At 68.2% G+C, this 24,660-nt stretch carries 25 protein-coding genes; 19 read left to right on the top strand and 6 right to left on the bottom strand.

The features are described from left to right. Window positions 1–242: 242 nt before the first annotated feature. From ACWEPG_RS01000 to ACWEPG_RS00930, 15 genes are all read left to right on the top strand, one after another. Complete coding sequence (locus ACWEPG_RS01000) at window positions 243–1,589, top strand: ABC transporter substrate-binding protein (protein ID WP_450112043.1); 1,347 nt, start codon at window positions 243–245, stop codon at window positions 1,587–1,589. A gap of 6 nt (window positions 1,590–1,595) precedes the next feature. After that, the gene (locus ACWEPG_RS00995) at window positions 1,596–3,719 is read left to right on the top strand and encodes a branched-chain amino acid ABC transporter permease (protein WP_450133457.1); all 2,124 of its coding nucleotides are present in this window, start codon (window positions 1,596–1,598) and stop codon (window positions 3,717–3,719) included. Beyond that, on the top strand, window positions 3,697–4,410 hold the full coding sequence (locus ACWEPG_RS00990; protein WP_450111872.1) for an ABC transporter ATP-binding protein: 714 nt from the start codon (window positions 3,697–3,699) through the stop codon (window positions 4,408–4,410). Before ACWEPG_RS00995 ends, ACWEPG_RS00990 begins: the two co-directional genes overlap by 23 nt. After that, window positions 4,407–5,114, top strand: a complete 708-nt coding sequence (locus ACWEPG_RS00985) for an ABC transporter ATP-binding protein (protein ID WP_450111873.1) — start codon at window positions 4,407–4,409, stop codon at window positions 5,112–5,114. Before ACWEPG_RS00990 ends, ACWEPG_RS00985 begins: the two co-directional genes overlap by 4 nt. Then, window positions 5,111–5,458 carry a hypothetical protein gene (locus ACWEPG_RS00980; protein ID WP_450111874.1) on the top strand — a complete coding sequence of 116 codons (348 nt, stop codon included), beginning with the start codon at window positions 5,111–5,113 and terminating at the stop codon, window positions 5,456–5,458. Before ACWEPG_RS00985 ends, ACWEPG_RS00980 begins: the two co-directional genes overlap by 4 nt. Before the next feature lie 2 nt (window positions 5,459–5,460). Continuing rightward, complete coding sequence (locus ACWEPG_RS00975) at window positions 5,461–5,769, top strand: hypothetical protein (protein WP_450111875.1); 309 nt, start codon at window positions 5,461–5,463, stop codon at window positions 5,767–5,769. A gap of 31 nt (window positions 5,770–5,800) precedes the next feature. Further along, window positions 5,801–7,120, top strand: a complete 1,320-nt coding sequence (locus ACWEPG_RS00970) for an amidohydrolase family protein (RefSeq protein WP_450111876.1) — start codon at window positions 5,801–5,803, stop codon at window positions 7,118–7,120. 22 nt (window positions 7,121–7,142) lie between these two features. Continuing rightward, a complete protein-coding gene (locus ACWEPG_RS00965) occupies window positions 7,143–8,309 on the top strand; it encodes an acyl-CoA dehydrogenase family protein (RefSeq protein WP_452593643.1) in 1,167 nt (388 codons plus the stop codon). Then, a complete protein-coding gene (locus tag ACWEPG_RS00960) occupies window positions 8,309–9,076 on the top strand; it encodes an SDR family NAD(P)-dependent oxidoreductase (RefSeq protein ID WP_450111878.1) in 768 nt (255 codons plus the stop codon). Before ACWEPG_RS00965 ends, ACWEPG_RS00960 begins: the two co-directional genes overlap by 1 nt. Further along, the gene (locus ACWEPG_RS00955; RefSeq protein ID WP_452593642.1) at window positions 9,076–10,332 is read left to right on the top strand and encodes a CaiB/BaiF CoA transferase family protein; all 1,257 of its coding nucleotides are present in this window, start codon (window positions 9,076–9,078) and stop codon (window positions 10,330–10,332) included. The genes ACWEPG_RS00960 and ACWEPG_RS00955 overlap by 1 nt, the downstream gene beginning before the upstream one ends. Beyond that, window positions 10,329–11,192 (top strand): enoyl-CoA hydratase/isomerase family protein, encoded by an 864-nt coding sequence (locus ACWEPG_RS00950; protein ID WP_452593641.1) that lies wholly within the window; start codon window positions 10,329–10,331, stop codon window positions 11,190–11,192. Before ACWEPG_RS00955 ends, ACWEPG_RS00950 begins: the two co-directional genes overlap by 4 nt. Beyond that, window positions 11,192–12,334, top strand: coding sequence for a thiolase family protein (locus tag ACWEPG_RS00945; protein WP_450133454.1), 1,143 nt, complete (start codon window positions 11,192–11,194; stop codon window positions 12,332–12,334). Before ACWEPG_RS00950 ends, ACWEPG_RS00945 begins: the two co-directional genes overlap by 1 nt. Window positions 12,335–12,348: 14 nt before the next feature. Continuing rightward, complete coding sequence (locus ACWEPG_RS00940) at window positions 12,349–13,497, top strand: acyl-CoA dehydrogenase family protein (protein ID WP_452593640.1); 1,149 nt, start codon at window positions 12,349–12,351, stop codon at window positions 13,495–13,497. A 91-nt stretch (window positions 13,498–13,588) separates the two neighbouring features. Further along, window positions 13,589–14,206 carry a TetR/AcrR family transcriptional regulator gene (locus ACWEPG_RS00935; protein ID WP_450111883.1) on the top strand — a complete coding sequence of 206 codons (618 nt, stop codon included), beginning with the start codon at window positions 13,589–13,591 and terminating at the stop codon, window positions 14,204–14,206. Then, window positions 14,203–14,703: a hypothetical protein gene (locus ACWEPG_RS00930; RefSeq protein WP_452593865.1), complete on the top strand. Its 501-nt coding sequence runs from the start codon at window positions 14,203–14,205 to the stop codon at window positions 14,701–14,703. The genes ACWEPG_RS00935 and ACWEPG_RS00930 overlap by 4 nt, the downstream gene beginning before the upstream one ends. 161 nt (window positions 14,704–14,864) lie before the next feature. Here ACWEPG_RS00930 and ACWEPG_RS00925 read toward each other — a convergent pair whose 3' ends face one another. Genes ACWEPG_RS00925 through ACWEPG_RS00905 form a run of 5 tightly spaced genes read right to left on the bottom strand, consistent with a single transcriptional unit; the run spans window position 14,865 to window position 19,748 of the window. After that, a complete protein-coding gene (locus ACWEPG_RS00925) occupies window positions 14,865–15,626 on the bottom strand; it encodes an SDR family NAD(P)-dependent oxidoreductase (protein ID WP_452593639.1) in 762 nt (253 codons plus the stop codon). Window positions 15,627–15,682: 56 nt separating this feature from the next. Further along, window positions 15,683–16,651 carry an NADPH:quinone oxidoreductase family protein gene (locus ACWEPG_RS00920; RefSeq protein WP_452593638.1) on the bottom strand — a complete coding sequence of 323 codons (969 nt, stop codon included), beginning with the start codon at window positions 16,649–16,651 and terminating at the stop codon, window positions 15,683–15,685. Window positions 16,652–16,657: 6 nt separating this feature from the next. Further along, entirely contained in the window at window positions 16,658–17,434 is a 777-nt protein-coding gene (locus tag ACWEPG_RS00915; protein WP_452593637.1) for an enoyl-CoA hydratase/isomerase family protein, read from the bottom strand. Next, window positions 17,431–18,420 carry a phosphotransferase family protein gene (locus ACWEPG_RS00910; RefSeq protein WP_452593864.1) on the bottom strand — a complete coding sequence of 330 codons (990 nt, stop codon included), beginning with the start codon at window positions 18,418–18,420 and terminating at the stop codon, window positions 17,431–17,433. The genes ACWEPG_RS00915 and ACWEPG_RS00910 overlap by 4 nt, the downstream gene beginning before the upstream one ends. A gap of 26 nt (window positions 18,421–18,446) precedes the next feature. Next, a complete protein-coding gene (locus ACWEPG_RS00905) occupies window positions 18,447–19,748 on the bottom strand; it encodes an acyl-CoA dehydrogenase family protein (RefSeq protein ID WP_452593636.1) in 1,302 nt (433 codons plus the stop codon). 78 nt (window positions 19,749–19,826) lie between these two features. Here ACWEPG_RS00905 and ACWEPG_RS00900 point away from each other — a divergent pair, with 78 nt between their 5' ends. The 3 genes from ACWEPG_RS00900 (at window position 19,827) to ACWEPG_RS00890 (ending at window position 22,592) form a co-directional block, all read left to right on the top strand. Beyond that, entirely contained in the window at window positions 19,827–20,282 is a 456-nt protein-coding gene (locus ACWEPG_RS00900) for a VOC family protein (protein WP_452593635.1), read from the top strand. A gap of 100 nt (window positions 20,283–20,382) precedes the next feature. After that, entirely contained in the window at window positions 20,383–21,042 is a 660-nt protein-coding gene (locus ACWEPG_RS00895; RefSeq protein ID WP_450111889.1) for a TetR/AcrR family transcriptional regulator, read from the top strand. A gap of 26 nt (window positions 21,043–21,068) precedes the next feature. Next, window positions 21,069–22,592: an acyl-CoA synthetase gene (locus ACWEPG_RS00890; protein WP_452593863.1), complete on the top strand. Its 1,524-nt coding sequence runs from the start codon at window positions 21,069–21,071 to the stop codon at window positions 22,590–22,592. Here ACWEPG_RS00890 and ACWEPG_RS00885 read toward each other — a convergent pair. Beyond that, the gene (locus tag ACWEPG_RS00885) at window positions 22,589–23,230 is read right to left on the bottom strand and encodes a TetR/AcrR family transcriptional regulator (RefSeq protein WP_452593634.1); all 642 of its coding nucleotides are present in this window, start codon (window positions 23,228–23,230) and stop codon (window positions 22,589–22,591) included. The two genes, ACWEPG_RS00890 and ACWEPG_RS00885, sit on opposite strands and share 4 nt — an antisense overlap. 114 nt (window positions 23,231–23,344) lie before the next feature. Between ACWEPG_RS00885 and ACWEPG_RS00880 the strand changes: the two genes are divergently transcribed. Then, on the top strand, window positions 23,345–24,658 hold the full coding sequence (locus ACWEPG_RS00880; RefSeq protein ID WP_452593633.1) for a hypothetical protein: 1,314 nt from the start codon (window positions 23,345–23,347) through the stop codon (window positions 24,656–24,658). The last annotated feature ends 2 nt before the right edge of the window (window positions 24,659–24,660 follow it).

The raw sequence follows: 24,660 nt of genomic DNA, 5'->3' as shown, positions 1-24,660 counted from the left end.
TCGCCCCGTTCGGCCTCTCTGCCTGCGGTGCTTGATTCACGGATCAATCAATTCCTGCGGACTCTGTTGATTCTCTCTCAAGGAGAAGCTAGTTTCCCACCAGTGAGAGCAATACTGCCCATCGGGGAGTGACCTGAGTCGAGGTCGGGCGCTCACGCAGATCGCCTGCACCGGCTCGACGACGAGCCCCAGCGGAGGAGGACCAGGTGAAAGCACAGCGAACAGTCGTCGCCCTTGCGGCGATGGCGCTGCTGGTCGCGGGATGTAGTGGCCGCGGCGACAGTTCCGGTTCGGAGGAAGGCGCCGGAGGTGGTGGCACCAGCAGTTCAGCGGCTTCGGGCGACTTCGGTGACCTCACCGATGTCTGCCAGTCGGGTGACGCGAAAAGCGCTTCCGCACAAGGCGTGACGGCCGACGAGATCAAGGTCGGCGTGTTCACCGACATGGGCTTCACCAAGAACTCGGAGTTCGCCGACGCGGCGAAGGCGTTCTCCTCCTGGTGCAACGAGGCCGGCGGCATCAACGGCCGCAAGATCACCGTCAACATTCGCGACACGAAGCTGATGGAGGTCCGGCAGCGGATGCTCGAGGCCTGCCGCGACGACTTCGCCCTCGTCGGCGGCGGTGCCGCCCTCGACGGTCTCGGCGTCAAGGAGCGCCTGAACTGCCTGCTGCCGAGTTTCCCGGCGCAGATTGCCCAGGCCCAGTCCGTCGGCGCGGACCTCGAGGTCAGTGCCGCTCCCACCCAGGTTCCCGGCTACGACCCGTACTACGGGTACCGGAAGTGGCTGATGACCGATGCGTATCCCGCATCGGCGGCCGCTGTCGGCATCATCAACGGCGACTCGCCGGTGACGAAGAATCTCGGCGACCAGGCGGTCGAGGCCACCCAGGCCGGGGGCGGAACGTTCGTCTACAACGACCTGTACCCGGCGGCCGGTGTCGCGGACTGGACGCCCTATGCGCAGGCGATCAAGGCCAAGGGCGTCAAGGGCCTGATCTTCTACGGCGACTTCAAGCAGCTGGCCAAGCTCGAGGACGTCCTGACCGGCATGGACTACAAGCTGGACTGGATCGACGCCAACAGCAACGCCTACAACGAGTCGTTCCTGGAGTTGGCGGGCAACTCGCTCGACGCCCAGAACAACTTCGCCGATCTCGGCGGCGTCGCCCCGCTGGAGAGCGACAACCCGGCGACCAAGCAGGTCACCGAGATGTTCGAGCAGTACGCACCGGGTGCCCAGATCACCCTGCCCGCGATTCGTGCGATCTCGTCGTGGCTGCTGTTCGCCAAGTCGGCCGGCGCCTGCGGTGACGATCTCACCCGGGCCTGCCTGCTGGAGAACGCGAAGAAGCAGACGGAGTGGACCGGCGGGGGACTGCAGGCGCCGGTGGATGTGTCGAATCCGACCGTCCCGCAGCCGTGCTTCAACGTCGAGGAGGCCACGCCCGACGGGTGGAAGGCCGCGGACTTCGAGCCGGACAACGGTCTGTACCGCTGCGACGTCGCGCCGTACAAGTACACGAAGGACTACGGCAAGCCGCTGACTCTCGCCGACGTCGGCAAGAGCATGAGCGACGTCGGGTAACGGACCATGGAGCAGTTCCTCGCCTTCGGGATCGTCGGGCTGAGCGCGGCCGCGATCTACGCGATCATCGGCAGCGGCCTGGTGGTCACCTACACGACCACCGGGGTGTTCAACTTCGCGCACGGTGCGGCGGGCATGATGGCCGCGTTCGCGTACTGGCAGCTCAGCGTCGGCTGGGGGTGGCCGGTGCCGTTGGCGCTGGCCACCGTGCTGCTGGTGCTCGCGCCGGCGTTCGCCCTCCTGGTCGAGCGAGCGATGCGGCCGGTGCAGGCTCTCGGTGAAGCCGAGCGAATGGTCATGACGATCGCGTTGCTCAGCGGTCTCATCGCCCTCGCCCGGTGGATCTGGGATCCCAACACGGCCCGCTCGTTGCCGAAGTTCTTCGCCGACCAGACGCCGCTGCGGATCGGATCGGTGACGATCACGTGGCACCAGGCACTGACCATGATCGTTGCCGTGGCCGTTGCGATCGGTCTGCGAATCCTGCTGACGCGCACCAGAACCGGTGCCGAGATGCGGGCCACCGTCGACGATCGCGGCCTGGTCGGCCTGACCGGCGCCGACCCGGTGCGGGCCAATCGGGTGGCGTGGATGCTCGGTACCGAGCTGGCCGCGATCGGTGGCATCCTCATCGCCCCGACCATCGCCCTCGACTCCACCCAGCTCTCGCTGCTGATCGTCAGTGCATACGCGGCGGCCATTTTCGGCCGACTGCACAGTCTGCCGATGACGTTCGTCGGCGCGATCGTGGTCGGCTGCCTGGAGAGCTACCTGACCGGGTACCTGCCGCAGAACGAGTTCCTTCCCGGGTTGCGGCTCGCGGCTCCCGCGCTGCTGCTCCTCCTCGCGCTGTTGCTGTTCCCGCACGGTCGCCTGCGTGGCCGGGACCGGCAACTCAGTCAGGTTCCGCTGCCCACGATGCGCGGCACGCTCGCCTTCGGCGGGGTGGTCGTCGCGTTCGGCGTCGTCCTCGCGACCGTGTTGGGCGAGGCCGACCTGGTCACCTACGGACAGATCTTCGCCTTCGGCGTGATCGCGCTGTCCTTCGTGCCGCTGGCCGGCTACGCGGGGCAGATCTCGTTGTGTCAGTTGAGCATGGCGGGTGTCGGTGCGATCGTGTGCGCCAGGTTCGGTGCGCAGGGACAGTGGTGGGCGTTGATCGTCACCGTGCTGGTCACCGCCGTCATCGGCGCGGTCATCGCGTTGCCGGCCTTGCGGCTGTCCGGAATCTACCTGGCGCTCGGCACCGCGGCCTTCGCCGTGATCCTCGACCGCTGGATCTTCACCCTTCCGTCCTTCAGTATCTTCGGCACCGAGATCACCCTGTTCGATCAGGGATCGGTGGAGTTGGTGGGGCCCAACCTGTTCGGCTTCCAGATCGACACCCCGGCGGAGACCACGGTGTTCGCGGCTGTCTGTCTGGCGCTGGCGACGTTGGCCGTCGCCGCGCTGCGACGCGGACTGCTCGGCAGACGGCTGATCGCACTGCGCGACAGCGAGGCCGCGTACGCGACACTGGGCGGCAGCCTGCTGATGACCAAGGTGCTGGTGTTCGCCGTCTCGGCCGGAATCGCCGGTCTCGGCGGCGCGCTCTACGGCATGCAGTTGCGTTCCGTCACCGCCGACCAGTTCAACTTCGTCATGGGACTCTCGCTGTTCCTGATCGCGGTGCTCGGCGGCCTCGGCGCGGTGGGCAACGGTCTGTGGACAGGAACCATGCTCGCCGGCCCCTTCAACGCGATCGTCGCGCTCTGGCCGGCAACCCAGAACTTCATCCAGGCGGTGCCCGGTCTCGCCGGCGTCGCGTTCGGTGCTCCCGCCGTCCAACACGGCGCGATCTCCCTGATGCGCAAGAGCTGGGACGCCACCCTGCGGGACAGACTCGTGATGTCGGTGCTGGGGGGCTGGGCGGTGCTGCTGTGGGTGCTGCGTCTGGCCGACGTGATCAACGGCTACGTCCTGTTCGGAGGCGTGGTGCTCGGAGCGCTCGCCGCGCTCTGGTGGGGCAACGCCCGGCACCGGCCGCCGTCGCAGGCGCCCGAGATACCGGTCGAGTGGTGGGGGCTCGAGCGCCCCTGGCGCCCGGAAGACGAGGAGGAGCTGGATCGTGCCATCGCTGCTCGAAGTTGACGACATCGCGGTCGTCTTCGGAGGACACCGCGCTCTGGACGGGGTCACGCTGACGGCCGAAGAGGGCCACGTCACCGGCCTGATCGGACCCAACGGCGCAGGCAAGAGCACGCTGTTCGACGTCGTCTCCGGTCTGCGCCGTCCCGCCGCGGGGCGAGTGCTGCTCGGCGGCCAGGACGTCACCAGGGCCGGTCCGGCCCGCCGCGCCCGACACGGGCTGGCCCGGACGTTCCAGCGCCTGGAGCTCTTCGGTCGGCTCAGCGTCCGCGACAACCTGCTCGTGGCCGCGGAGCTGGGACCGGAGCGGCGTCACGCGTCACGGGTGGTCGACGAGATCATCGGACGGTTGGGCCTGGAGTCGGTCGCCGACACCTGTGCCGACTCCGTGACCACCGGTACCGCCCGCCTGGTCGAGGTGGCACGCGCGCTGGCGGTGCGACCGACCCTGCTGTTGCTCGACGAGCCGGCCGCAGGCCAGGACGCCGCCGAGACCGAGCGGTTCGCGGCGTTGCTGCGGTCGCTCGCCGAGGGCGGCACGGCGGTCCTGCTCGTCGAGCACGACATGGAACTGGTCATGAACGTGTGCGACACCGTGCACGTGCTCGACCTCGGGCGGATCATCTCGGTCGGCACACCCGAGGCGGTCCGAAGCGACGAGGCCGTGCTGGCGGCCTATCTGGGGCAGGCATGAACGCGATACTCGAACTGCGCAACGTGCGCGCCGCGTACGACGCGATCACCGTTCTGCACGGCATCGATCTGAGCGTCGAACCCGGGCAGATCGTGGCCCTGCTCGGGCCGAACGGCGCGGGCAAGACGACCGCGTTGAAGGTTGCCGCCGGTGTACACCCGGTCGCGTCGGGGCAGCTGCTGCTCGGCGGCCGTGACGTCACCGGTGCTGCGTCCCGGGATCTGGCCCGAACCGGGGTCTGCCTGATTCCGGAGGGGCGGGGAGTGTTCCCCAACATGACCGTCCGCGACAACCTGCTGATGATGACGTTCACCGGCAAGTCCAGGGCCGAGATCGAGGAGACTGCCTTCAGCCGCTTTCCGATCCTCGGTAAGCGGGCCTCGCAGATCGCGGGGACGATGTCGGGAGGCGAGCAGCAGATGCTGGCGCTGTGCCGCGGTCTGGCAACGGATCCCGCGGTGCTGATGCTGGACGAGCTGTCCATGGGCCTGGCGCCCCTGATCGTCGATCAGCTCTACGAGCAGGTCGCCGAGATCGCCCGGCAGGGGGTCTCGGTGCTGGTCGTCGAACAGTTCGCATCGACCGTTCTCGACATCGCCGACCATGCGGCCGTCCTGGTCCGGGGCCGGGTGCAACGTCAGGGCGTCCCCGACAGTGAATTCCGCACCGAACTAGCCGCCCTCTACCTAGGGAGTCCCACATGACATCGACAGAGACCCGCGCGGATCGCTTCACCCGTGAACTCGCCGAACTGAAGATCCCCGATCCGTCCGCCGGCCGGTCGAGCCTGTGGCTGCGCCTCGGCGTGGCGGCGATGGTGCTCGGCCCGGTCCTGGGGGTGGTGGCATTCCTGATGTCGCACAACACCTCCGATCCGCTGGTTCAGCGCGACGCCATCATCATCGCCCTCATCGGGATCGCGGTCGCGGTGGTGGGTGCCGCGGTGTACCTGCGCTATTCACTCACGGGATTCCTCCGCTTCTGGATGGCCCGTCAGTCCTTCGACCTCGGTCAGCTCGCGGACCGGGCTTCGGAAAGTGAGGTTTGATCATGTCCACGACACTGCGTCCCGGCGAACAACTCGCCAGCACCACCTGCACCACCCGGGTGGTGGTCGTGCGTGCCCCGTCCGACGGTGCCGCCGAGATCGGTTGCGGTGGAGCGCCGATGGTGGCCGCGACCGGTGGCCGGCCCGCCGGTGGACCCGTCAAGGATGCCGTCACGGTTCTCGGCAAGCGCTACGTCAACGAGGGTGAGTCGGTGGAACTGCTCTGCACCGTTCCCGGGGTCGGCGAACTGACCTGTGACGGCGTGGTGATGACCGTCAAGGCGGCGCGCGCGCTGCCCGCCTCCGACTGATCTCGCTTCTCCCGATTCGAAAGGGACGACTATGAATGTCGATGACATGATCCTGATCAGCGTCGATGACCACGTGATCGAGCCGCCCGACATGTTCGTGGGCAGGTTGCCGAAGAAGTACGAGGCCGAGGCGCCGCGGCTGGTGCACCGTGAGGACGGCACCGACGTGTGGCAGTTCCGTGACACGGTGATTCCGAACGCCGCGCTCAACGCCGTGGCCGGCCGGCCGAAGGAAGAGTACGGGATGGAGCCGCAGGGGCTGGACGAGATCCGCCCCGGTTGCTACGACGTCCACGAGCGGGTCAAGGACATGAACGCCGGCGGCATGCTGGCGCAGATGAACTTTCCGTCGTTCCCCGGTTTCGCGGCGAGGTTGTTCGCCACCGAGGACCCCGAGTTCTCGCTGGCACTGGTGCAGGCGTACAACGACTGGCACATCGAAGACTGGTGTGGCGCCTACCCCGGCCGGTTCATTCCGATGGCCCTGCCGGTGATCTGGGATGCCGAACTGTGCGCCAAGGAGATCCGGCGGGTCTCCGAGAAGGGCGTTCACTCGCTGACCTTCACCGAGAATCCGGCGGCGCTCGGTTACCCGAGCTTCCACGACGAGTACTGGACCCCGGTGTGGAAGGCGCTGGTCGACACCGAGACCGTGATGTCGGTACACATCGGGTCGTCCGGCAAGCTGACCATCCCGGCGGTGGACTCGCCGCCCGACGTGTTGATGACCCTGCAGCCGATGAACATCGTCTCGGCCGCCGCGGATCTGCTGTGGTCGAAGCCGATCAAGGACTATCCGGATCTGAAGATCGCCCTCTCCGAGGGTGGCACCGGGTGGATTCCGTACTTCCTCGAGCGGGTCGATCGCTCCTTCGAGATGCACAAGGCGTGGACGCTGCAGGACTTCGGCGGCAAGCTGCCCAGCGAGGTGTTCCGCGAGCACTTCCTGACCTGCTTCATCAGCGACGCGCTCGGCGTGAAGCTGCGGCACGAGATCGGCATCGACAACATCGCCTGGGAGGCGGACTACCCGCACAGCGACTCGATGTGGCCGGACGCGCCGGAGCAGCTGCACAGGGACTTCGCCGCCGCCGGCGCTTCCGATTCCGACATCGACAAGATGACACACCTCAACGCCATGAAGTGGTACTCCTTCGACCCCTTCGCGCACATCCCGCGCGAGCAGTGCACGGTTGGAGCCCTGCGGCAGCAGGCCGAGGGCCACGACGTGAGCATCAAGGCCCGCAGCCACCGCACGATCGGAGCCGAGGAGAAGCTGGAGGGTTACCGCCAGCGGGCCCGCGCGGCCGTCGCCCTGGCGAAGTCCGGTGGCCCGGCCACCCGAGCGTGACTAGGAATTCACAGTGAGTGGAATGAGTTTCGAGCTGACCGAGGATCAGGAACTGATCCGGAAATCGGTCGCCGAGTTGATGACCAGGTTCGACGACCAGTACTGGATGGAGAAGGATCTCGCCCACGAGTTCCCGACCGAGTTCTACCGCGCCCTCGCGGACGGTGGGTGGCTCGGGATCACCATGCCGGAGGAGTACGGCGGGCACGGCCTCGGGATCACCGAGGCGACACTGCTGCTCGAGGAGGTGGCGCGGTCCGGCGGTGGAATGAACGCCGCGAGCGCGATTCACCTGTCCATCTTCGGGATGCACCCGGTCGTGGTGCACGGTTCCGAGGAGCTCAAGCAGCGGACGCTGCCGCGGATCGCCAACGGCGATCTGCACGTGTGCTTCGGCGTCACGGAACCCGGTGCGGGACTGGACACGTCGAGGATCACCACGTTCGCCCGGCGCGACGGCGATCACTACGTCGTCAACGGACGCAAGGTGTGGATCTCCAAGGCGATGGAGTCCGAGAAGATCCTGCTGCTGACCCGCACCCAGCGCTTCGACGAGGTGTCGAAGAAGACCGACGGCATGACGCTGTTCCTCACCGATCTCGACCGCGCGCACGTCGACATCCGGCCGATCCGGAAGATGGGGCGCAACGCAGTCACCTCCAACGAGTTGTTCATCGACGACCTGCGGGTTCCGGTGGAGGACCGGGTCGGTGAGGAGGGCAAGGGATTCCGGTACCTGCTCGACGGGCTGAACCCTGAACGGATGCTGATCGCGGCCGAGGCGCTGGGTATCGGGCGGGTCGCACTGGAGAAGGCGGTCAAGTACGGCAACGAGCGGGAGGTCTTCGGTCGCCCGATCGGCATGAACCAGGGCCTGCAGTTCCCGCTCGCGGACTCGCTGGCGCATCTGGATGCGGCGGAACTGGTGCTGCGCAAGGCAACCTGGTTGTACGACAACGGCAAGCCGTGCGGCCGCGAGGCGAACACCGCGAAGTATCTGTGCGCCGATGCCGGCTTCACCGCCGCCGACCGGGCGCTCCAGACGCATGGCGGCATGGGCTACTCGGAGGAGTACAACGTCGCCCGCTACTTCCGCGAGGCCCGCGTCATGCGGATCGCGCCGATCAGCCAGGAAATGATCTTGAACTACCTGGGTTCACACACTTTGGGACTGCCGAGGAGCTACTGATGGCCGACAAGAATGGACTGTTCGATCTGACGGGGCGCTCGGCCCTGGTGACCGGTGCGGCCGGTGGCATCGGCTCGGCGGTCGCCGAGGCCCTCGCAGCGCAGGGGGCGGCCGTGCTCGTCACCGACGTGGACGCCGACGCCGCAGCCGCCGTCGCCGAGCGGATCTGCGCGAACGGCGGCAAGGCCGACTCGGCCGGACTGGACGTGCGGGACCGGAGCGCCGCCGACGCGGCCGTGGCCAAGGCGGCCGGTTTCACCGAGGGCACCCTGCACATCCTGGTCAACAACGCCGGCGCGACCGCGCCTGCGATGTTCGCCGACCTCACCGCGGAGGCGTTCCAGTGGATGCTCGACATCCACCTGCTCGGGGCCTTCCACTGCTCGCAGGCGGCGCTGCCGTTCCTGCCCACCGACGGCACCGGACGGATCATCAACGTCACCTCGTCGGCCGGTATCACCGGAACCCTCGGCCAGGTGAACTACTCCGGCGCCAAGGCCGGCATCATCGGCCTGACGAAGTCGCTCGCCCGTGAGCTGGCCCGCAAGCAGATCCTCGTCAACGCGCTCGCGCCGCTGGCGGCGACGCCGATGACCAAGACAATCCGCACGGACGAGAAGTTCTCGGCGCAGATGATCTCTCGGATTCCGTTGCGTCGCTGGGCGGAACCCGAGGAGGTCGCGGGCGCATTCGTGTTCCTCGCGTCGGACGCGGCGTCCTTCGTCACCGGCCAGGTGCTGCCGGTGGACGGCGGAATGGTCATGTGATGCCGCAGACCACGGCAGCATCCGACCCGACCGCCGCGTCCGGTCCTCTGGCCGGGGTCACCGTCGTGACCCTGGAGCAGGCCGTCTCGGCGCCGATGTGTACTCGCACCCTCGCCGATTTCGGGGCACGCGTCATCAAGGTGGAGAACCCCAAGGGCGGGGACTTCGCCCGCGACTACGACGACGTGGTGAACGGCCTTGCCGCGCACTTCGTCTGGGTGAACCGGGGCAAGGAGTCGGTGACGCTCGACCTGAAGTCGGACGCCGGCATCGAGACGCTGCACCGGTTGCTCGACCGGGCGGACGTGCTGGTGTCGAACCTGGCGCCGGGAGCGACCGCTCGCCTCGGGCTCGCCTCCGCGGACCTGGAGGCACGCCATCCGGACCTGATCGCGGTCGAGATCGACGGTTTCGGTGCGGGCGGTCCGCTGTCCCACAAGCGGGCCTACGACCTGCTGGTGCAGGCGGAGTCGGGGGTGTGCGCGGTGACCGGGCGTCCCGGCGAGCCGGCCAAGCCCGGCCCCCCGGTCGCCGACGTCAGCACCGGTCTGTATGCCGCGCTGTCGATCATGGCCCTGCTCTACGGCCGGGACAGAGCCGGACAGGGGGGTGCGCCCGCGGTCACCGTGAGCCTGTTCGACACGATGACCGAGCTGATGGGCTACCACCTGACCTACACGCGCCACGCGGGTGTCGATCAGCAACCGCTGGGCATGAGTTCGCCCGCGGTGGCCCCGTACGGGTCGTATCCGACCGCGGACGGACAGACGGTGGTGCTGGGGACCACCAACGATCGGGAGTGGCAGCGGCTGGCCCGTGAGATCCTGCGCCGGGACGATCTGGCCGACGACGAGCGATTCCGGACCAACTCGGACCGTGTCGCGAACCGTGAGGTACTCGACACGGAGATCGGCGCGTGGTGCGCCCGGCACGACCTGGAGTTCATCCAGAAGACCGCGGACGCCGCCGCGATCGGCAACTCGCGCTACAACCTGGCGAGCGAGGTGCTCGACCATCCCCAGTTGGCGGCGCGGAACCGGTGGCGCCGGATCGACACACCCGCGGGCCCGATCCCGGCGCTCCTGCCGCCGCCGGTCATCGAGGGCTTCGACCCGCCGATGGGCGCGGTGCCCGGACTCGGCGAGCACACCGACCGGGTGCTCGCGGAATTCGGGATCGGCGCCGGGGAGATCGCCGACCTCCGCGCCGAGGGGGCGATCGGTCCCGAGTACCGCGACGATCGGTCGCCGGCATGACCGCGCCGGCTGTGCTGCTCACCGTCGACCGGGGTGGTGTCCGGACCCTCACCCTGAACCGGACGCACCGCAAGAACGCGATCAATCCGGAACTGTGGGTGGCCCTGCGGGACGCGCTGGAGGCCGTTCGCGACGATCGCGACGTCCGCGCGCTTGTCGTCACCGGTGCGGGTGGTGCGTTCTGTTCCGGAGCCGACCTGGCGGAGCTCTCGGACGCCCATCCCACCGAGAAGATGCGGCTGCTCACGGACGTGGCGTTGCTGCTGCACGACCTGCCGGTACCGACGATCGCGAAGGTATCCGGGGTGGCCGTCGGCGCGGGCTGGAACCTCGCACTCGGGTGTGACCTGGTGGTGGCCACACCCGAGTCGACGTTCTCGCAGATCTTCGCGCGGCGGGGGCTGTCGCTGGACCTGGGCGGCTCGTGGCTGCTGCCCAAGCTCGTCGGCCTGCAGCAGGCCAAGCGGCTGGCGTTGCTGGCGGAGACGATCGACGCGGCACGCGCCCACGACCTGAACCTGGTCACCTGGGTGGTGGAGTCGGGGGAGATCGACGGTTTCGTGGACGAACTCGCGGATCGGCTGGTTGCGGGACCACCGGTGGCACTGGCTCAGACCAAGGCGCTGCTCAACGAGGGCGCCGATCGAACCCTGCGCGATGCACTCGCCAACGAGTCCCGCGCTCAGGCAATCAATTTCGGAACCGTCGATGCGCCCGAGGCGTACACCGCGTTCGCCGAGAAGCGTCAACCCCGGTTCACCGGGCAGTGGGCTGTGCCTCGCGTTCACGGCGGTGCCACATCCCCTGGCCCCAGCGTCCGCCGGGACGACATCGACGACAGTGTGAAAGTGGAGAACTGATGCGTGAGGTAGTGATCGCCGAGGCGGTTCGAACCGCCGTGGGCAAGCGGAACGGCGGCCTGTCCGGCGTACATCCGGTGGACCTGTCGGCCGACGTCCTGCAGGCGTTGGTCGAGCGCGCCGGCATCGACCCGGTGGTCATCGACGACGTCGTCTGGGGTTGTGTCTCGCAGGTCGGTGACCAGTCGAGCAACGTCGCCCGGTACGCGGTGCTCGCCGCGGGGTGGCCCGAGAGCATTCCGGGCACCACCGTCAACCGTGCATGCGGGTCGAGCCAGCAGGCCCTCGATTTCGCGGTTCAGGCCGTCATGTCGGGGCAGCAGGAGGTCGTCGTCGCGGGCGGGGTGGAGGTGATGAGCCGGGTTCCCCTCGGCGCGGCGCGTGCCACCGGCATGCCGTACGGCCCGAAGGCGCTGGCCCGGTACGGCAATGCCGGATTCAACCAGGGCATCGGCGCCGAGATGATCGCGGACAAGTGGGGGCTCACGCGGTCCGTGGTCGACGAGTTCTCCGTTCGGTCGCACGAGCGCGCAGCGGCGGCACAGGACGCCGGCGCCTTCGAGGCCGAGATCGTCCCGGTGACAACGGAGACCGGCGTGGTCTCGGTGGACGAGGGCATCCGCCGCGGTACCACGGTGGAGAAGCTGGGCTCTCTCAAACCCGCGTTCCTCGACGACGGTGTCATCCACGCCGGCAACTCGTCGCAGATCTCCGACGGCGCGGCGGCGCTGCTGGTGACCACGCCGGAGCGGGCCCGTGAGCTGGGCCTGACGCCCCTCGTGCGGTACGTGGCCGGAGCCGTCGTCGGGTCGGATCCGGTGCTGATGCTCACCGGACCGATCCCCGCCACCGAGCGGGTGCTGCGCAAGGCCGGCATCGACCTGCGCGACGTGGGCGTGTTCGAGGTCAACGAGGCGTTCGCGCCCGTCCCCCTGGCATGGCTCGCGGAGACCGGCGCCGATCCCGGCCTGCTCAACCCGCTCGGCGGTGCGATCGCCCTCGGGCACCCGCTGGGCGGCTCGGGCGCGGTCCTGATGACCAGGATGATTCACCACATGCGCCGCAACGGGATTCATCGTGGACTGCTGACCATGTGCGAGGGCGGGGGCACGGCCAACGCGACCCTCGTGGAACTGGCCTGAGGACTGGGGAGATCATGCGTCGAGACGTTTTCACCGAAGATCACGAGGCCTTCCGCAAGCTGGCACGTGACTTCATCGAGAAGTACGTTGTGCCCGACTACCCCGCCTGGGAGAAGGCCGGCCGGATGCCCCGCGAGATCTTCCGGAAGCTGGGATCTCTCGGAATGCTGGGGATGGCGATCCCGGAAGAGTATGGGGGAGCGGGTGTTCCGGACTTCCGGTACAACGTCGTCCTGCAGGAGGAGGCGGCCCGCGCGCTGGTCACGCTGAGCACGGTGCGCACCCAGCTCGACGTCATCCTGCCGTACTTCCTCGAGTACACGAACGAGGAACAGCGCGCACGCTGGTTCCCGGGCATGGCCGCGGGCGAGTTGCTGACCGCGATCGCGATGACCGAACCGGGCACCGGTTCCGACCTCGCCGGCATCCGGACCACTGCCCGGCGGGAGGGCGACGAGTACGTCCTGAACGGGGCGAAGACGTTCATCACCGGCGGGATCCTGGCCGACCTCGTCATCGTGGTCGCGCGGACCTCCACCGACCCCGACAACCGCCGGGCCGGTTTGACCCTGCTGGTCGTGGAGGACGGGATGCCGGGGTTCGTTCGCGGTCGGGTCCTCGACAAGATGGGCTGCAAGGTTCAGGACACGGCGGAGCTCTCGTTCGAGGACGTGCGGGTTCCGGTGGCGAACCGCCTCGGTGCGGAGGGCGAGGCATTCCGCTACCTCGGCCGGAACCTGCCGCAGGAGCGCATGACGGTGGCCACCGGATCGGTGGCGCAGGCGCGCGCGGCTGTCGCGACGACCATCGACTACGTCAAGGAGCGCAAGGCATTCGGGACGCCGGTGGCGTCGTTCCAGAACACCAAGTTCGAACTGGCGGCGATGTCTGCCGAGATCGAGGCGGCACAGGCGATGCTCGACCGCGCCGTGCAGGGCCTCGTCGACGGCGAGTTGTCGGGTGCCGACGCGGCCCGGGTGAAGTTGTTCTGCACCGAGGTGCAGGGGCGCGTCGTCGACCGCTGCCTGCAGCTGTTCGGCGGGTACGGGTACATGACGGAGTACCCGATCGCGCGGCTCTACACGGATGCCCGGGTCGCGCGCATCTACGCAGGCACCAGTGAGGTCATGAAGGTGATCATCGCGAAGTCGTTAGGCCTGTGAACCAGCGTCGGGTGTGTCACACTGTCGCCGAAATATGACCCTTGTCACAACCGCGAAACCAACCTACTGTGTGCTCAGTAGGTTGGTTTGAATGAAGGAGAGCTCGCCCGTGCAACGGCCGTATGCAGCGCTTCTCGCCAAGGGAGAGGACCGGAAGCAGCGAATCCTGTCCGTGGCGCAGCGGTTGTTGGTACGGAACGGGTGGCGCAACACGTCGCTCGCGCAGATCGCCAAGGAAGCGGGAGTCACCACCGCGGGACTGCTGCACCACTTCGAGTCGAAGGAGCAGTTGCTGAACGCGGTGGCCGATACCCGAGACGCGGACGACATGGCTCGCGTCGACCGGACCGGTGACCTCATCGAGCAACTCGAGCGGGTGCCGCGCCGGTTCGACGAGTCGCCCGACCTCGTCGGCCTGTTCACGGTTCTGCTCATCGAGAACCTCGAACCCGATGCGTTCCTTCACGACCGCCTACTCCACAGATCCCGGGCCTCGGTCGCCACCGTCGAAACAGGAATCCGGCGCGGTCAGCGCGCTGGAAGGTATCGAACCGACGTGGACCCGGCCGTCAAGGCGGTGGAGATCATCGCCTTCTTACACGGAATGGAGACGCTATGGCTGCTCGATCGTTCGATACCGCTGAACGAGGTCTTCGCGGAGTACATACAGTCGCTCAGACGGCAGCTCATGCCCGCCGGCACAGCCTGAGGCATCGACTGGTGATGGTCGGCCCCAGCGTGGTCGACGTTGTTCGTCTCGCTGGTGGTTGGGTGTTCGATCGAGTGACCGCCGGGTGGGACGTCACCGTTGTCGTCGCGGATCATCCCGATGTTCGACCGCTGGAGATCCTCGGGGCCCGCACTCTGGATCTGGATTCCGCACTCGCCGAACAGAATGGGCCGTACCCGCAGGCGCTGGCCGTGTCGGCGGACCTCTTCCGGAACGACGATCGGATCCGGCGGGGGGTCCTCGACACCCTCGAGCGGGGGGACATGGACGTCACGATGTGGGGCGAGACCTGTCCGGCCGAACTCGACGAGCGCTTCGACGCCGGGCAGCATCGGCTCAGCTGTGCGGCCCGGATGTTCAAGGCCCAGGCTCTCGCTGCGGCCGCCGCCGCGGTCGGTCCGGTCGGCGTCACGGAACCGTTCCGCATCGATCGCCTGCGCCCGCCGGGTGGACTTCGCCTCGTCTCGGCGAGCTGACGGAGCTTCCGCGCGGGACGGATCGGGATCGGAGAAGTCCTTCCCGCTCGCGGCCCGCCCGGACTTCTGGCCGGTGAGCGCCGGTGAGGCCTCGTTCGGAGGCGACCGCGTCGGGGCGCCTCCGAACGAGTGGCCGGTCGTGCGGTGGCCCGAAGGCGGTGTCAGCGCAGGACGGTGCCGCCGTCGATGTTGACGACCTGACCGTTGATCCACGATCCGTCGTCGGAGACGAGGTAGGCGACCATTCCGGAGACGTCGCCGGGCCGGCCCAGGCGCGGGCTCCGGGTGCGGGAAAGCATGCGCTGCTTGGTGTCCGACGGCAGTCCCTGTTCGATCTCCGGGGTGAGGATGAGGCCCGGAGTGACGGCGTTCGCCCGGATCCCGTCCCGGCCCCACCTCGACGCGACGTGGCGGGCCAGGGTGTTGATCCCGGCTTTGGTGGCGGCGTATGCCGGCCGGTCCGGTTCACCGTTGAACGAGGCGATCGACGACGTGTACACGATCGCGCCGCCGCCACGCTCGAGAAGCCGGGGAACGGCGTGCCGGGTCACGAGCATGTGCCCGCGCAGATTGACCGCCACCGTCCGATCCCAGATCTCGAGGTCGATGTCGACGACATTGGTGTCGTGGCGCACCGCCCCCATGTCACCGGCGTTGACGTGGACCGCATCCAACCCGCCGTGTTCCGTCACCACCGTGGAGACGAGGTTCCGAACCGAGTCGTCGTCGGAGATGTCGAACTGTGCGGCCAGCGCCTCGCCACCCTCGTCGGCGATGGAGGCCGCCGTGCGTGCGGCCCCGTCCCCGTCCAGATCGCCGACCACCACCTTCGCGCCTTCGCGTGCCAGCCGGCGAGCGGAATCCGCGCCGAGTCCGGTGGCGGCCCCCGCCACGAGCACGACCTTGTCCTTCAGTCCCTGCACAGGTGGATCTCCTTGTCTGGTCGTAATCCATTGGGGTACAGCGTGAGTTGTCCGTTTCAGGGGGTGACGTCGAGCAGAACCTTTCCGATCGCGCGGCCGTCCGCGACCTGCCGCAGCGCGTCGGCGGCGGCGTCCAGAGGGAACACGGCGCCGATGTGCGGGACGACTCGCCCGGTGCGGAGCAGCTCGGTCAGCTCGAGTTCGTTGCGGCGGAACTCGTTCGGTGGAACGTCCTGGAACTGGAAGCCGAGGATGTGTACGCCCTTGACGAGAACCAGGTTGAGCGGGAGCCGGGGAATGACGCCGGACGCGTAGCCGACGGTGACGAACCGTCCGCCCCGCCGCAGCGTGCGCAACGCGGGCTCGGAGAGGTCGCCTCCCACCGGATCGATCACGGCGTCCGCGCCGTCGGGCAGGGCGCGGCGCAGACCCGCCCGCAGATCGCCGTCGCGATGGTTGACCAGGTGCCGCGCCCCGTAGGACGCGGCCACGTCCAGCTTGTCGGGGGAGGAGGCCACCGCCGTCACCGAGGCGCCGAGGGCAACCCCGAGTTGCACCGCGGCGAGCCCGACACCCCCACCCGCCCCGAGCACGATCAGCTCGTCGCCGGCCCGGACCCGTGCCACCGACCGCAGTGTGTGGTGGGCGGTGCGGAACGCGACGCCGAACGCCGCCGCGGTGCGCAGGTCGACGCCGACCGGGACCGGGGACAGCCTGGACGCGTCGGCCACGACCGCCTCGGCGAAGGCACCGACCAGACCGGTGAACGTCACCGGGTCGCCGACCGCGACGGCGTCGACGTCGGCGGCGACCTCCTCGACCACCCCGGCGAACTCGCTGCCGGGCACGAACGGGGGAGGCACGCTGATCTGATACCGATCGGCGATCAGCAACACGTCGGGGAAGTTGACGGCCGCGGCCCGCACCCGCACCCGCACCTGGCCGGGGCCGGGTGCGGGCACGGGGCGGTCCTCGACGCGGACGACCTCCGGCGGCCCGTACGACGGGCAGACGACCGCACGCACGTCAGCTCACCTGCCGGTCCACGCGGGTGGCCGCTTCTCGATGAACGCCGCGGCGCCTTCCTTGGCGTCCTGACTCGAGAACACCACCGCCTGCCACTCGCTCAGCCGCTCGTCGGCGCGGGCAGGCTGGGCGACCGAGAGGCGGGCGAGTTCCTTGCACGCGGCCAGGCCGAGGGGGGCGTTCGCGGCGATTCGATCGGCGTAGTCCAGCGCGGTGTCGAGCACCGCGTCCGGGTCCACGACGGCATTGATCAGGCCGAGCGCGTAGCAACGCTCGGCGGTGACGGCGTCGCCGGTCAGCGTCAGCTCCAGTGCCGCGCCCAGCGGGATCCGGGTGCCGATGAACGTGCCGCCACCGCCGGGGAACAGGCCCCGCTTCACCTCGGGGAACCCGAACATCGCGGCCGAGGAGGCGACGATGATGTCGCAGCCGAGCAGCAACTCGAGTCCGCCACCGATCGCCGTCCCGTTCGCCGCGCCGACGACGGGGATCGGCACCTCGCCCCGGCCGAGCCGGAGGTAGGCCGCGGTGGCCTCGTCGGTGCCGTACCCGACGTCCTCGCCGTCGGCGAAGGCACGCAGGTCCATTCCCGAGCAGAACGCCCGGTCGCCGGTGCCGGTGAGGACGATGGCACGGATCTGCGGATCCGACTCCGCCTCCAGGACGGCGGCACCGATGCCGCGGATCATGGCTCCGGTCAGTGCGTTTCGTGACTCGGGGCGGTCGAGGCGCACGATCAAGACCGGTCCCCGGCGCTCGATCGCCAAGCCTTCGGCGATCATGAGCGGTACCCGGTGGACTCGGCGAGCTCCGCGGCGGACCGCATCAACTCGGGCACGATCGGGCCGAACGACTGCAACTTGAAGTCGTCGCCGGCGCGCTGGAAGCCCTGTTCCAGCACGATAGCGAGCTTCCACTGCGCGAGCACCAGGTAGTAGTCGAGGTCGTCGACCTGACGACCCGACACCTCGGCGTAGTGGGCGACCACCTGTTCGCGCGACGGCATGCCCCGCAGGTCGACGTAACTGGACTCGGATGCCTCCGGGGCGTTCGTGTCCTCGGGCCACCCCTGCAGCATCCACGCCAGGTCGAGCTTCGGGTCGCCCACCGTGCCCATCTCCCAGTCGACGATGGCGGCCAGCCGGGCCGGTGCCCCGTCCCGGTACATCACGTTCGCAAACTGGTAGTCGCCGTGCATGAGTCCCGGGACGAAGTCCAGAGGGCGGTGCGCGCGCAGCCAGGCGGTGGCGACGTCCATGCCCTCGAGGTCGCGGCCCTTGATCCGGTCGAAGAACGTTGTCCAGCGGTCCACCTGACGTTCGTGGAACCCGTCCGGGCGGCCGAGGTCGTGCAGTCCCTTCTCCTTCCAGTCGACCTTCGACAGCAGCGCGATGCCCTCGGCCAACTGGTATGCGAGCCCGGCGCGGGCCGTCAGATCGGACGTGAACGGTTCCACCCACTTCTTGTGGTCCATGGGAGACCAGCCGTCGATGAAACCCATCAGGTAGAACGGACGGCCGAGCACCGACTTGTCCTCGCAGGCCGCGATCGCCCTGGTGTGCGGCACGTCGGTTCCGTCGAGGGCCTGGATGATCCGCCACTCGCGCAGGATGCCCTCGTCCCGGTTGGCCGGTGCGTGGGGAGGCGGGATCCGGATGACGACGCTTTCGTCGTCGCGGGTGATCTCGTAGATCTCGTTCTGCGTTCCGCCGGAGAGGAATCGGGCTTCGAGCGGGGCGCCCTTGCCGGGCAGGCCCATACCGTCCATCCAGGTGGCGAGGCGTTCGGTGTCGATCACAGGTCACCCACTTCGTTTTCGAGGAATTCGGCGTACTTCTCCCGCGCCGCGGCCTGCTTGCGGGGGATCCATTCGGTCGGCCAGATGTCGTCACTGGGCCGGTGGTCGCGCAGGACCTGCTTGGCGACGGTGACCTTGTGGACCTCCGTCGGCCCGTCGGCGAGACCCATCACGGCCGCACCGTTGATCATGCGGAAGAACGGCATCTCGTTGGTCACGCCGAGCGCCCCGTGCACCTGCATTGCGCGCCAGGCGATGTCGTGCAGCACGGTCGGCATGACGATCTTCGCGGTGGCGATGTCCTTGCGGACCTTCTTGTAGTCGTTGTACTTGTCGATCTTCCACGCGGTGTGCAGGACGAAGAGCCGGAACTGCGTGAGCTGCGCGTAGGACTCGGCGATGTAGCCCTGGACGAACTGCTTGTCGGCGAGCTTGCTTCCTGCGGTGGTGCGGCTCAGCGCCCGCTCGCACATCATGTCCAGCGCCTTCTGGGCCAGCCCGATCGTCCGCATGGCGTGATGAATCCGGCCGCCTCCGAGCCTGGTCTGGGCGATGGCGAACGCCTGGCCCTCGCCGCCGAGAAGGGCGTCGGCCGGCACCCGCACGTCCCGGTAGTGGATGAGGGCGTGCGAACCCTCGTTCATGGGCTCCCCGGCGAGGCCGACGTTGCGGACGATCTCGATGCCGGGGGTGTCCGCCGGGACCAGGAACATCGACATCTTGTTGTAGGTGTCGGCGTCGGGGTCGGTCACCGCCATCACGATCAGGAACGACGCGGTACGAGCGTTGGAGGAGAAGTACTTCCACCCGCCCAGGACCCAGTCGTCACCATCGCGGACGGCCCGCGTCTCGAACTGGGCCGGATCGGCTCCGGCCTGCGGCTCCGTCATCGAATAGGTGGAGAACATCTCGCCGTCGAGCAGCGGCTGCAGGTAGCGCCGCTTCTGTTCCTCGGTGCCGTAGTGGGCGATGATCTCCGCGTTGCCGGTGTCCGGGGCCTGGCAGCCGAACACGATCGGGGCCCACTGCGACCGCCCCAGAATCTCGTTGAGCAGTGCCAGTTTCAACTGACCGTAGCCCTGGCCCCCGAGGTCGGGGCCGAGGTGCGTCGCCCACAGGCCCTGCTTTCGTACCTCCTGTTTGAGCGGGTTGATCACCTTGCGGCGGGCGCCGTCCAAGGGCACGAACTGCTCGTGTTCCCACACCAGGTCGAGGGGCTCGACCTCCTCTCGAACGAACGTATCAGCCCAGTCCAGCTTCGCCTGGAACTCGGGGTCGGTCTCGAAATCCCATGCCATTGCGCCTCCTTCTCTATCGTGAGAATATGCTTCTCGTCACCAAGAATGCAATTCTGGACAGGATTTGGGAAGTGCTCAATGAAGGCGGACAACCTGTTTCACGTCGGCATCGTCACCGATGACCCCGACGCGACCCGCGCCGACCTCGCGGCGCTATTCGGCTATGAGTGGGGACCGGAGGTCGGCGGGCCGGTCGTCGTGAGCCTGCCGGGCGGGACTCGAGAGGTGGACATGCGGTGCGCGTACTCGATCACGACTCCGCGCCTCGAGGTGGTGCGCAGCGTGCCCGGCACGATGTGGGAGCCGGTCGCCGGCGCCGGCGTCCACCACCTCGGGTACTGGTCGGACGACGTTGCGGCCGACGCGGCGGAGTTGGCCGCGGCGGGATACGTCCCAGAGGCGACGCGTACCGGGCCCGACGGCGTGCCGTTCTTTGCATTTCTCCGTAGCGCAAAGGGCTTTCGGGTCGAACTCGTCACCAGGGCCGCTCGTTCGGGACTGGAGCGGTGCTGGTCCGATCCGAATTCCGTCTGACACAACCGCACGAAGGGAACACCGATGGCAGACAACCTTCTCCACGTCTCGGCGCGCCGGCTCGCCGATCACCGTCCGCGATCGGGTCGGTAGGTAGGGCATGGACGACTTCGCCAGCCGAATCGCCCAGAGGGCACTGGCAAAACGTGAGGCGAGCTATGCCGGTGAGGTGCGCAGGCTGCTCGACGCGGCACTGGAGGTGATGCGCAACTGCGGAACGGACTCGCGGCCACGCGTCTCCGACATCGTGGCGGCGGCCGGCCTGTCGAACGACGCCTTCTACCGGCACTTCAAGTCGAAAGATGCCTTGGTGGCGGCGATCCTGGAAGACGGGACCGAGCGGTTGACCGCCTATGTCGGTCACCAGATGGCGAAGGAGCCCACGCCGGAAGGGCAGGTTCGGCGCTGGGTCGAGGGCGTGCTGTCCCAGTGCGCCGAAGACGCCGCCACCACCACCCGGGCGGTGCTCTGGAATGCCGGCACCCTGTCCGCTGACGCCATCGGTGGCCCGCCGTCCGCGGCTGGGCCTCTGGCCGCACTGCTGAATGCACCTTTGGCCGAACTGGGCAGTCCGGATCCGGAGTTCGATGCCTCGCTCGCGGCCCATGCAGCGGTCGGCAAGCTCGCCGACTACCTCTGGGGTGGCCGTCAACCGACTGAAGCGGATATTGACCGAATTGCCGCCTTCTGCCTGCGTGCGGCCGCAGCGGGACAGGGCGACACCGCACGGTCCGGAACCACCAGGAGTGATGCCCGATGACGCCCGACCACATGACGCCGAACCCGATGACGCCGACCTGGCATGCCGCCCGGACGCCGGACCATCCGGCGATCGTGATGGCAGGCAGCGGCGAAGTGGTGACCTACCGGCAGCTCGAGCAGCGGTCCGTCGCATTCGCGCGGGTACTGCGGGCACGAGGGCTCCTTCCCGGCGACCACATCGCGATCCTGATGGAGAACAATCGCGCTTACCTGGAAATCGCATGGGCCGCTCAGCGATCCGGCCTCTACTACACCGCGGTGAACCGGCACCTGCAGTCGGCGGAGGTGCAGTACATCCTCGACGACTGCGGGGCGGTGGCGCTGGTGGCGAGCGAGTCCGTGTCCGCCGTGGTCTCCGGTTTGGACCTCACGCGGATGCGGGTCCGGGTGTCCGCTGCCGGTGACCTCCCCGGATTCGAACGCTACGGAGATCTGCTCGCCGTGCAGTCGCCGGGGCCCCTCGGCGACGAGCGCGAGGGCCGGGAGATGCTGTACTCGTCGGGCACGACCGGGCGGCCCAAGGGGGTTCGCAAACAACTCCAGGGGACGTTCTTCGGGGACCCGGGATCGGCTCCGGTGCAGATCGCGCAGGGTCTGCTCGCCACCGGTGACACGGTCGGTGCGGTGTACCTCTCGCCCGCGCCGCTGTATCACGGTGCACCGCTGGTGTTCTCGATGTCCTGGCAGCGGCTGGGTGCGACCGTGATCGTGATGGAGCGCTTCGACGCTCGGCACTGCCTCGACCTCATCGAGAGACATCGCGTCACGAACGCCCAGTTCGTCCCGACGATGTTCGTGCGGATGTTGCGTCTGCCTCCTGCAGAACGCGAGGGGTACGACCTGTCGAGCCTGCGGCAGGCCGTGCACTCGGCGGCACCGTGCCCGGTCGCCGTCAAGCGGCAGATGCTCGACTGGTGGGGCCCGATCATCCACGAGTACTACTCGGGCACCGAGGATGTCGGCACCACCTACATCACGCCCGAGGAGTGGCTCGACCATCCCGGATCGGTGGGCCGGCCGACGGAAGAATGTCACATCGTCGGTGACGACGGAACGGAACTTCCGCCGGGTGCGATCGGCGCCGTCTACTTCGCGGGTGGCCGACCGTTCGAGTACCACAACGACCCCGCCAAGACGGCGTCCGTCACCAACGACAGGGGCTGGCGCACGCTGGGCGACGTGGGCTACCTGGACTCCGACGGCTACCTGTACCTCACCGACCGGCAGAGCTTCACCATCATCTCCGGGGGAGTGAACATCTACCCGCAGGAGGCGGAGAACGTCCTCGTCGGACATCCGGCCGTGGCGGACGTGGCTGTCGTCGGGGTCCCCGACGACGAGATGGGGGAGGCCGTGCGTGCAGTGGTGCAACCGGTCGACCCTGCCGCCGTCGGGCCCGCTCTCGCGGCTGAGCTGATCGACTGGTGCCGCGCCGAACTGGCGCACTACAAGTGTCCGCGCGCGGTGGACTTCGTCGACGAGCTCCCCCGCGACCCGAGCGGGAAGCTGCACAAGCGGCACGTGCGCGATCGGTATCGGGTCGGCTAGGGGCGCAGGCTGCGCAGGAAGAGCTGTACTGCGGCGTGGGTATGCCGCTTCTGGCTCGCAGCGTCTCGGACGATCCCGAAGGCGGCCAGCCGGGCGGGGGTCCCGGAGACCAGGCCGAGGAACAGTTCTGCCAGCTCGTCGGGGTCCTCGGCGGTGATGGCGCCGGTGGCGGCGTGCCGGGTGAGCAGCATCGCGACGAGTCGCCGGCGCGGCCAGAAGCCGGTGCCGTGGGTGTCGCGGGCGAGTTCCGGGTAGGCCGAGGCGTGCCCGATCGCGATCTGTTCCAGCCGGATCATCGACGGGTGCAGGGCGCGACTCAGCGCGGCGTCGGCTATGGCGACCAACGCGCCCTCGAGGTCGTCGAGGTCGGGTTCGGGGGGCTCGGGAACCGGCCAGTCGGATCGACCAACGGCCCAGCCGAGCACCGCGAGGAACAGCGCCTCCTTCGTCGGAAACCGGTTGTAAAGGGAGGGTTTGGTGGTTCCGGCCGCCTCCGCGATCGCCTTCATCGAGGTGCCCTCGTAGCCGTGCTCGAGCAGGGTCTCGAGGGCGCATTCCCGGATCCGGCGATCCAGCTGCGTCGCCTGCTCGCGGGTGGGCCGTCCACCGCGGTTGCGTTCGGGTTCGTCGGCTGTCATGGGCGTCGATTCTGCCGCAGTTGCGCTGATTCGTGCCGAAGTGACCATGGACATAAAACTTGACCCATGGGTATGGTTAATTCGCGCGAACCCCCCATCACGAGCGGAGGCACGATGTCAGGAACGACAGCGGCGGCACGGACCAACGGGCGATCGGACGTCATCGAGATACTGGACCGGCGATTTCAGGAATGGCGAACGCGGGTTCCCGTCCTGGCGCAGCGCGCCGATGCGGAGGGGATCACGGAGATCCGGTCCCGTGAGGACATGATCCCGTTGCTCTTCCCGCACACCACCTACAAGAGCTACCCGGAATCGCTCATCGCCAAAGGGCAATGGGCGCAGATGAATCGGTGGATCGATTCGCTGTCCGCGCACCGCGTCAGCGATGTGGACGTGTCGGCAGTCGAGGATGTCGACGGCTGGATCGCCACCCTCGAGGATTCCGGTCACCTGGTGTCGAGCTCGAGCGGCACCAGCGGCAAGGGGTCGTTCCTCAACAAGTCCCAGCGGGACCGCGACGCAAACCTGCAGAACCTCCTCGACTGCATGACCGAGCTGGGGTTGCCGCCCGAGCCGACCTGGCACGTCATCCCCGTCGGACCGGACACCGGCCAGAGCCAGCACGTCGCGGTGCGAGACCTCATCGTCGATTCCTACACCGGACCTGGTGCCCTCCCCCTCTTCGAGGGCACTCCGCCTACCGGATTTCACCGGTACATGGCCCGGATGTCCGCGATGCGGCGCGCGATGGCGGACGGCACGGCGGCGCCGGACGAACTCGCCGCGTTCGAGGCGGAGGCGGCAGAGCGCGCCGCGGAACAGGAACGGCGGCTGCATCATTACGCCGAGCAGATCCTTGCTCACCGCACCGAGAAGATTTTCTTCAGTTCCCAGTTCCCGCAGTTGTTCCGGCTCTGCGAGATCCTCAAGGAGATGGGGGCGGCGGAAGGCGACATCACCGGCACGAACGCGCTGACCACCGGTGGGGGCCTGAAGGGAACGTCGCTGCCTGCCGACTACCAGCAACAGATCTTTCGCCTGCTGAACATCACGCCGGAGCGGTTCCTGCACTACTACTCCATGCAGGAGTTGAACGTTCGGCTGCCCAAGTGTGTGGAGGGCCGCTACCACGTACCCGACACGATCGCGTTGTTCGTTCTCGACAAGGAGGGCGAATCGCTGGCCCCGGAGGTCGAGGGCCTGATCCAGGGCCGCGCCGCGTTCTTCGACACAACGGTCGACGGCCGCTGGGGCGGCACGATCTCCGGCGACCGGATCACCGTCGACACGGGTGCCTGCCCGTGCGGGCGGACCGGCGACACCGTCCTGCCCGACATCGTCCGGTACTCCGATCTCGCCGACGACGACAAGATCACCTGCGCCGGAACCATGGACGCCTACGTCCGCGGATTCATCGAGGACTGAGA

Source organism: Rhodococcus sp. NPDC004095 (assembly GCF_053604015.1).
The sequence above is the reverse complement of the archived record's forward strand: the minus strand, read 5'-3'. Positions and strand labels throughout refer to the sequence as shown.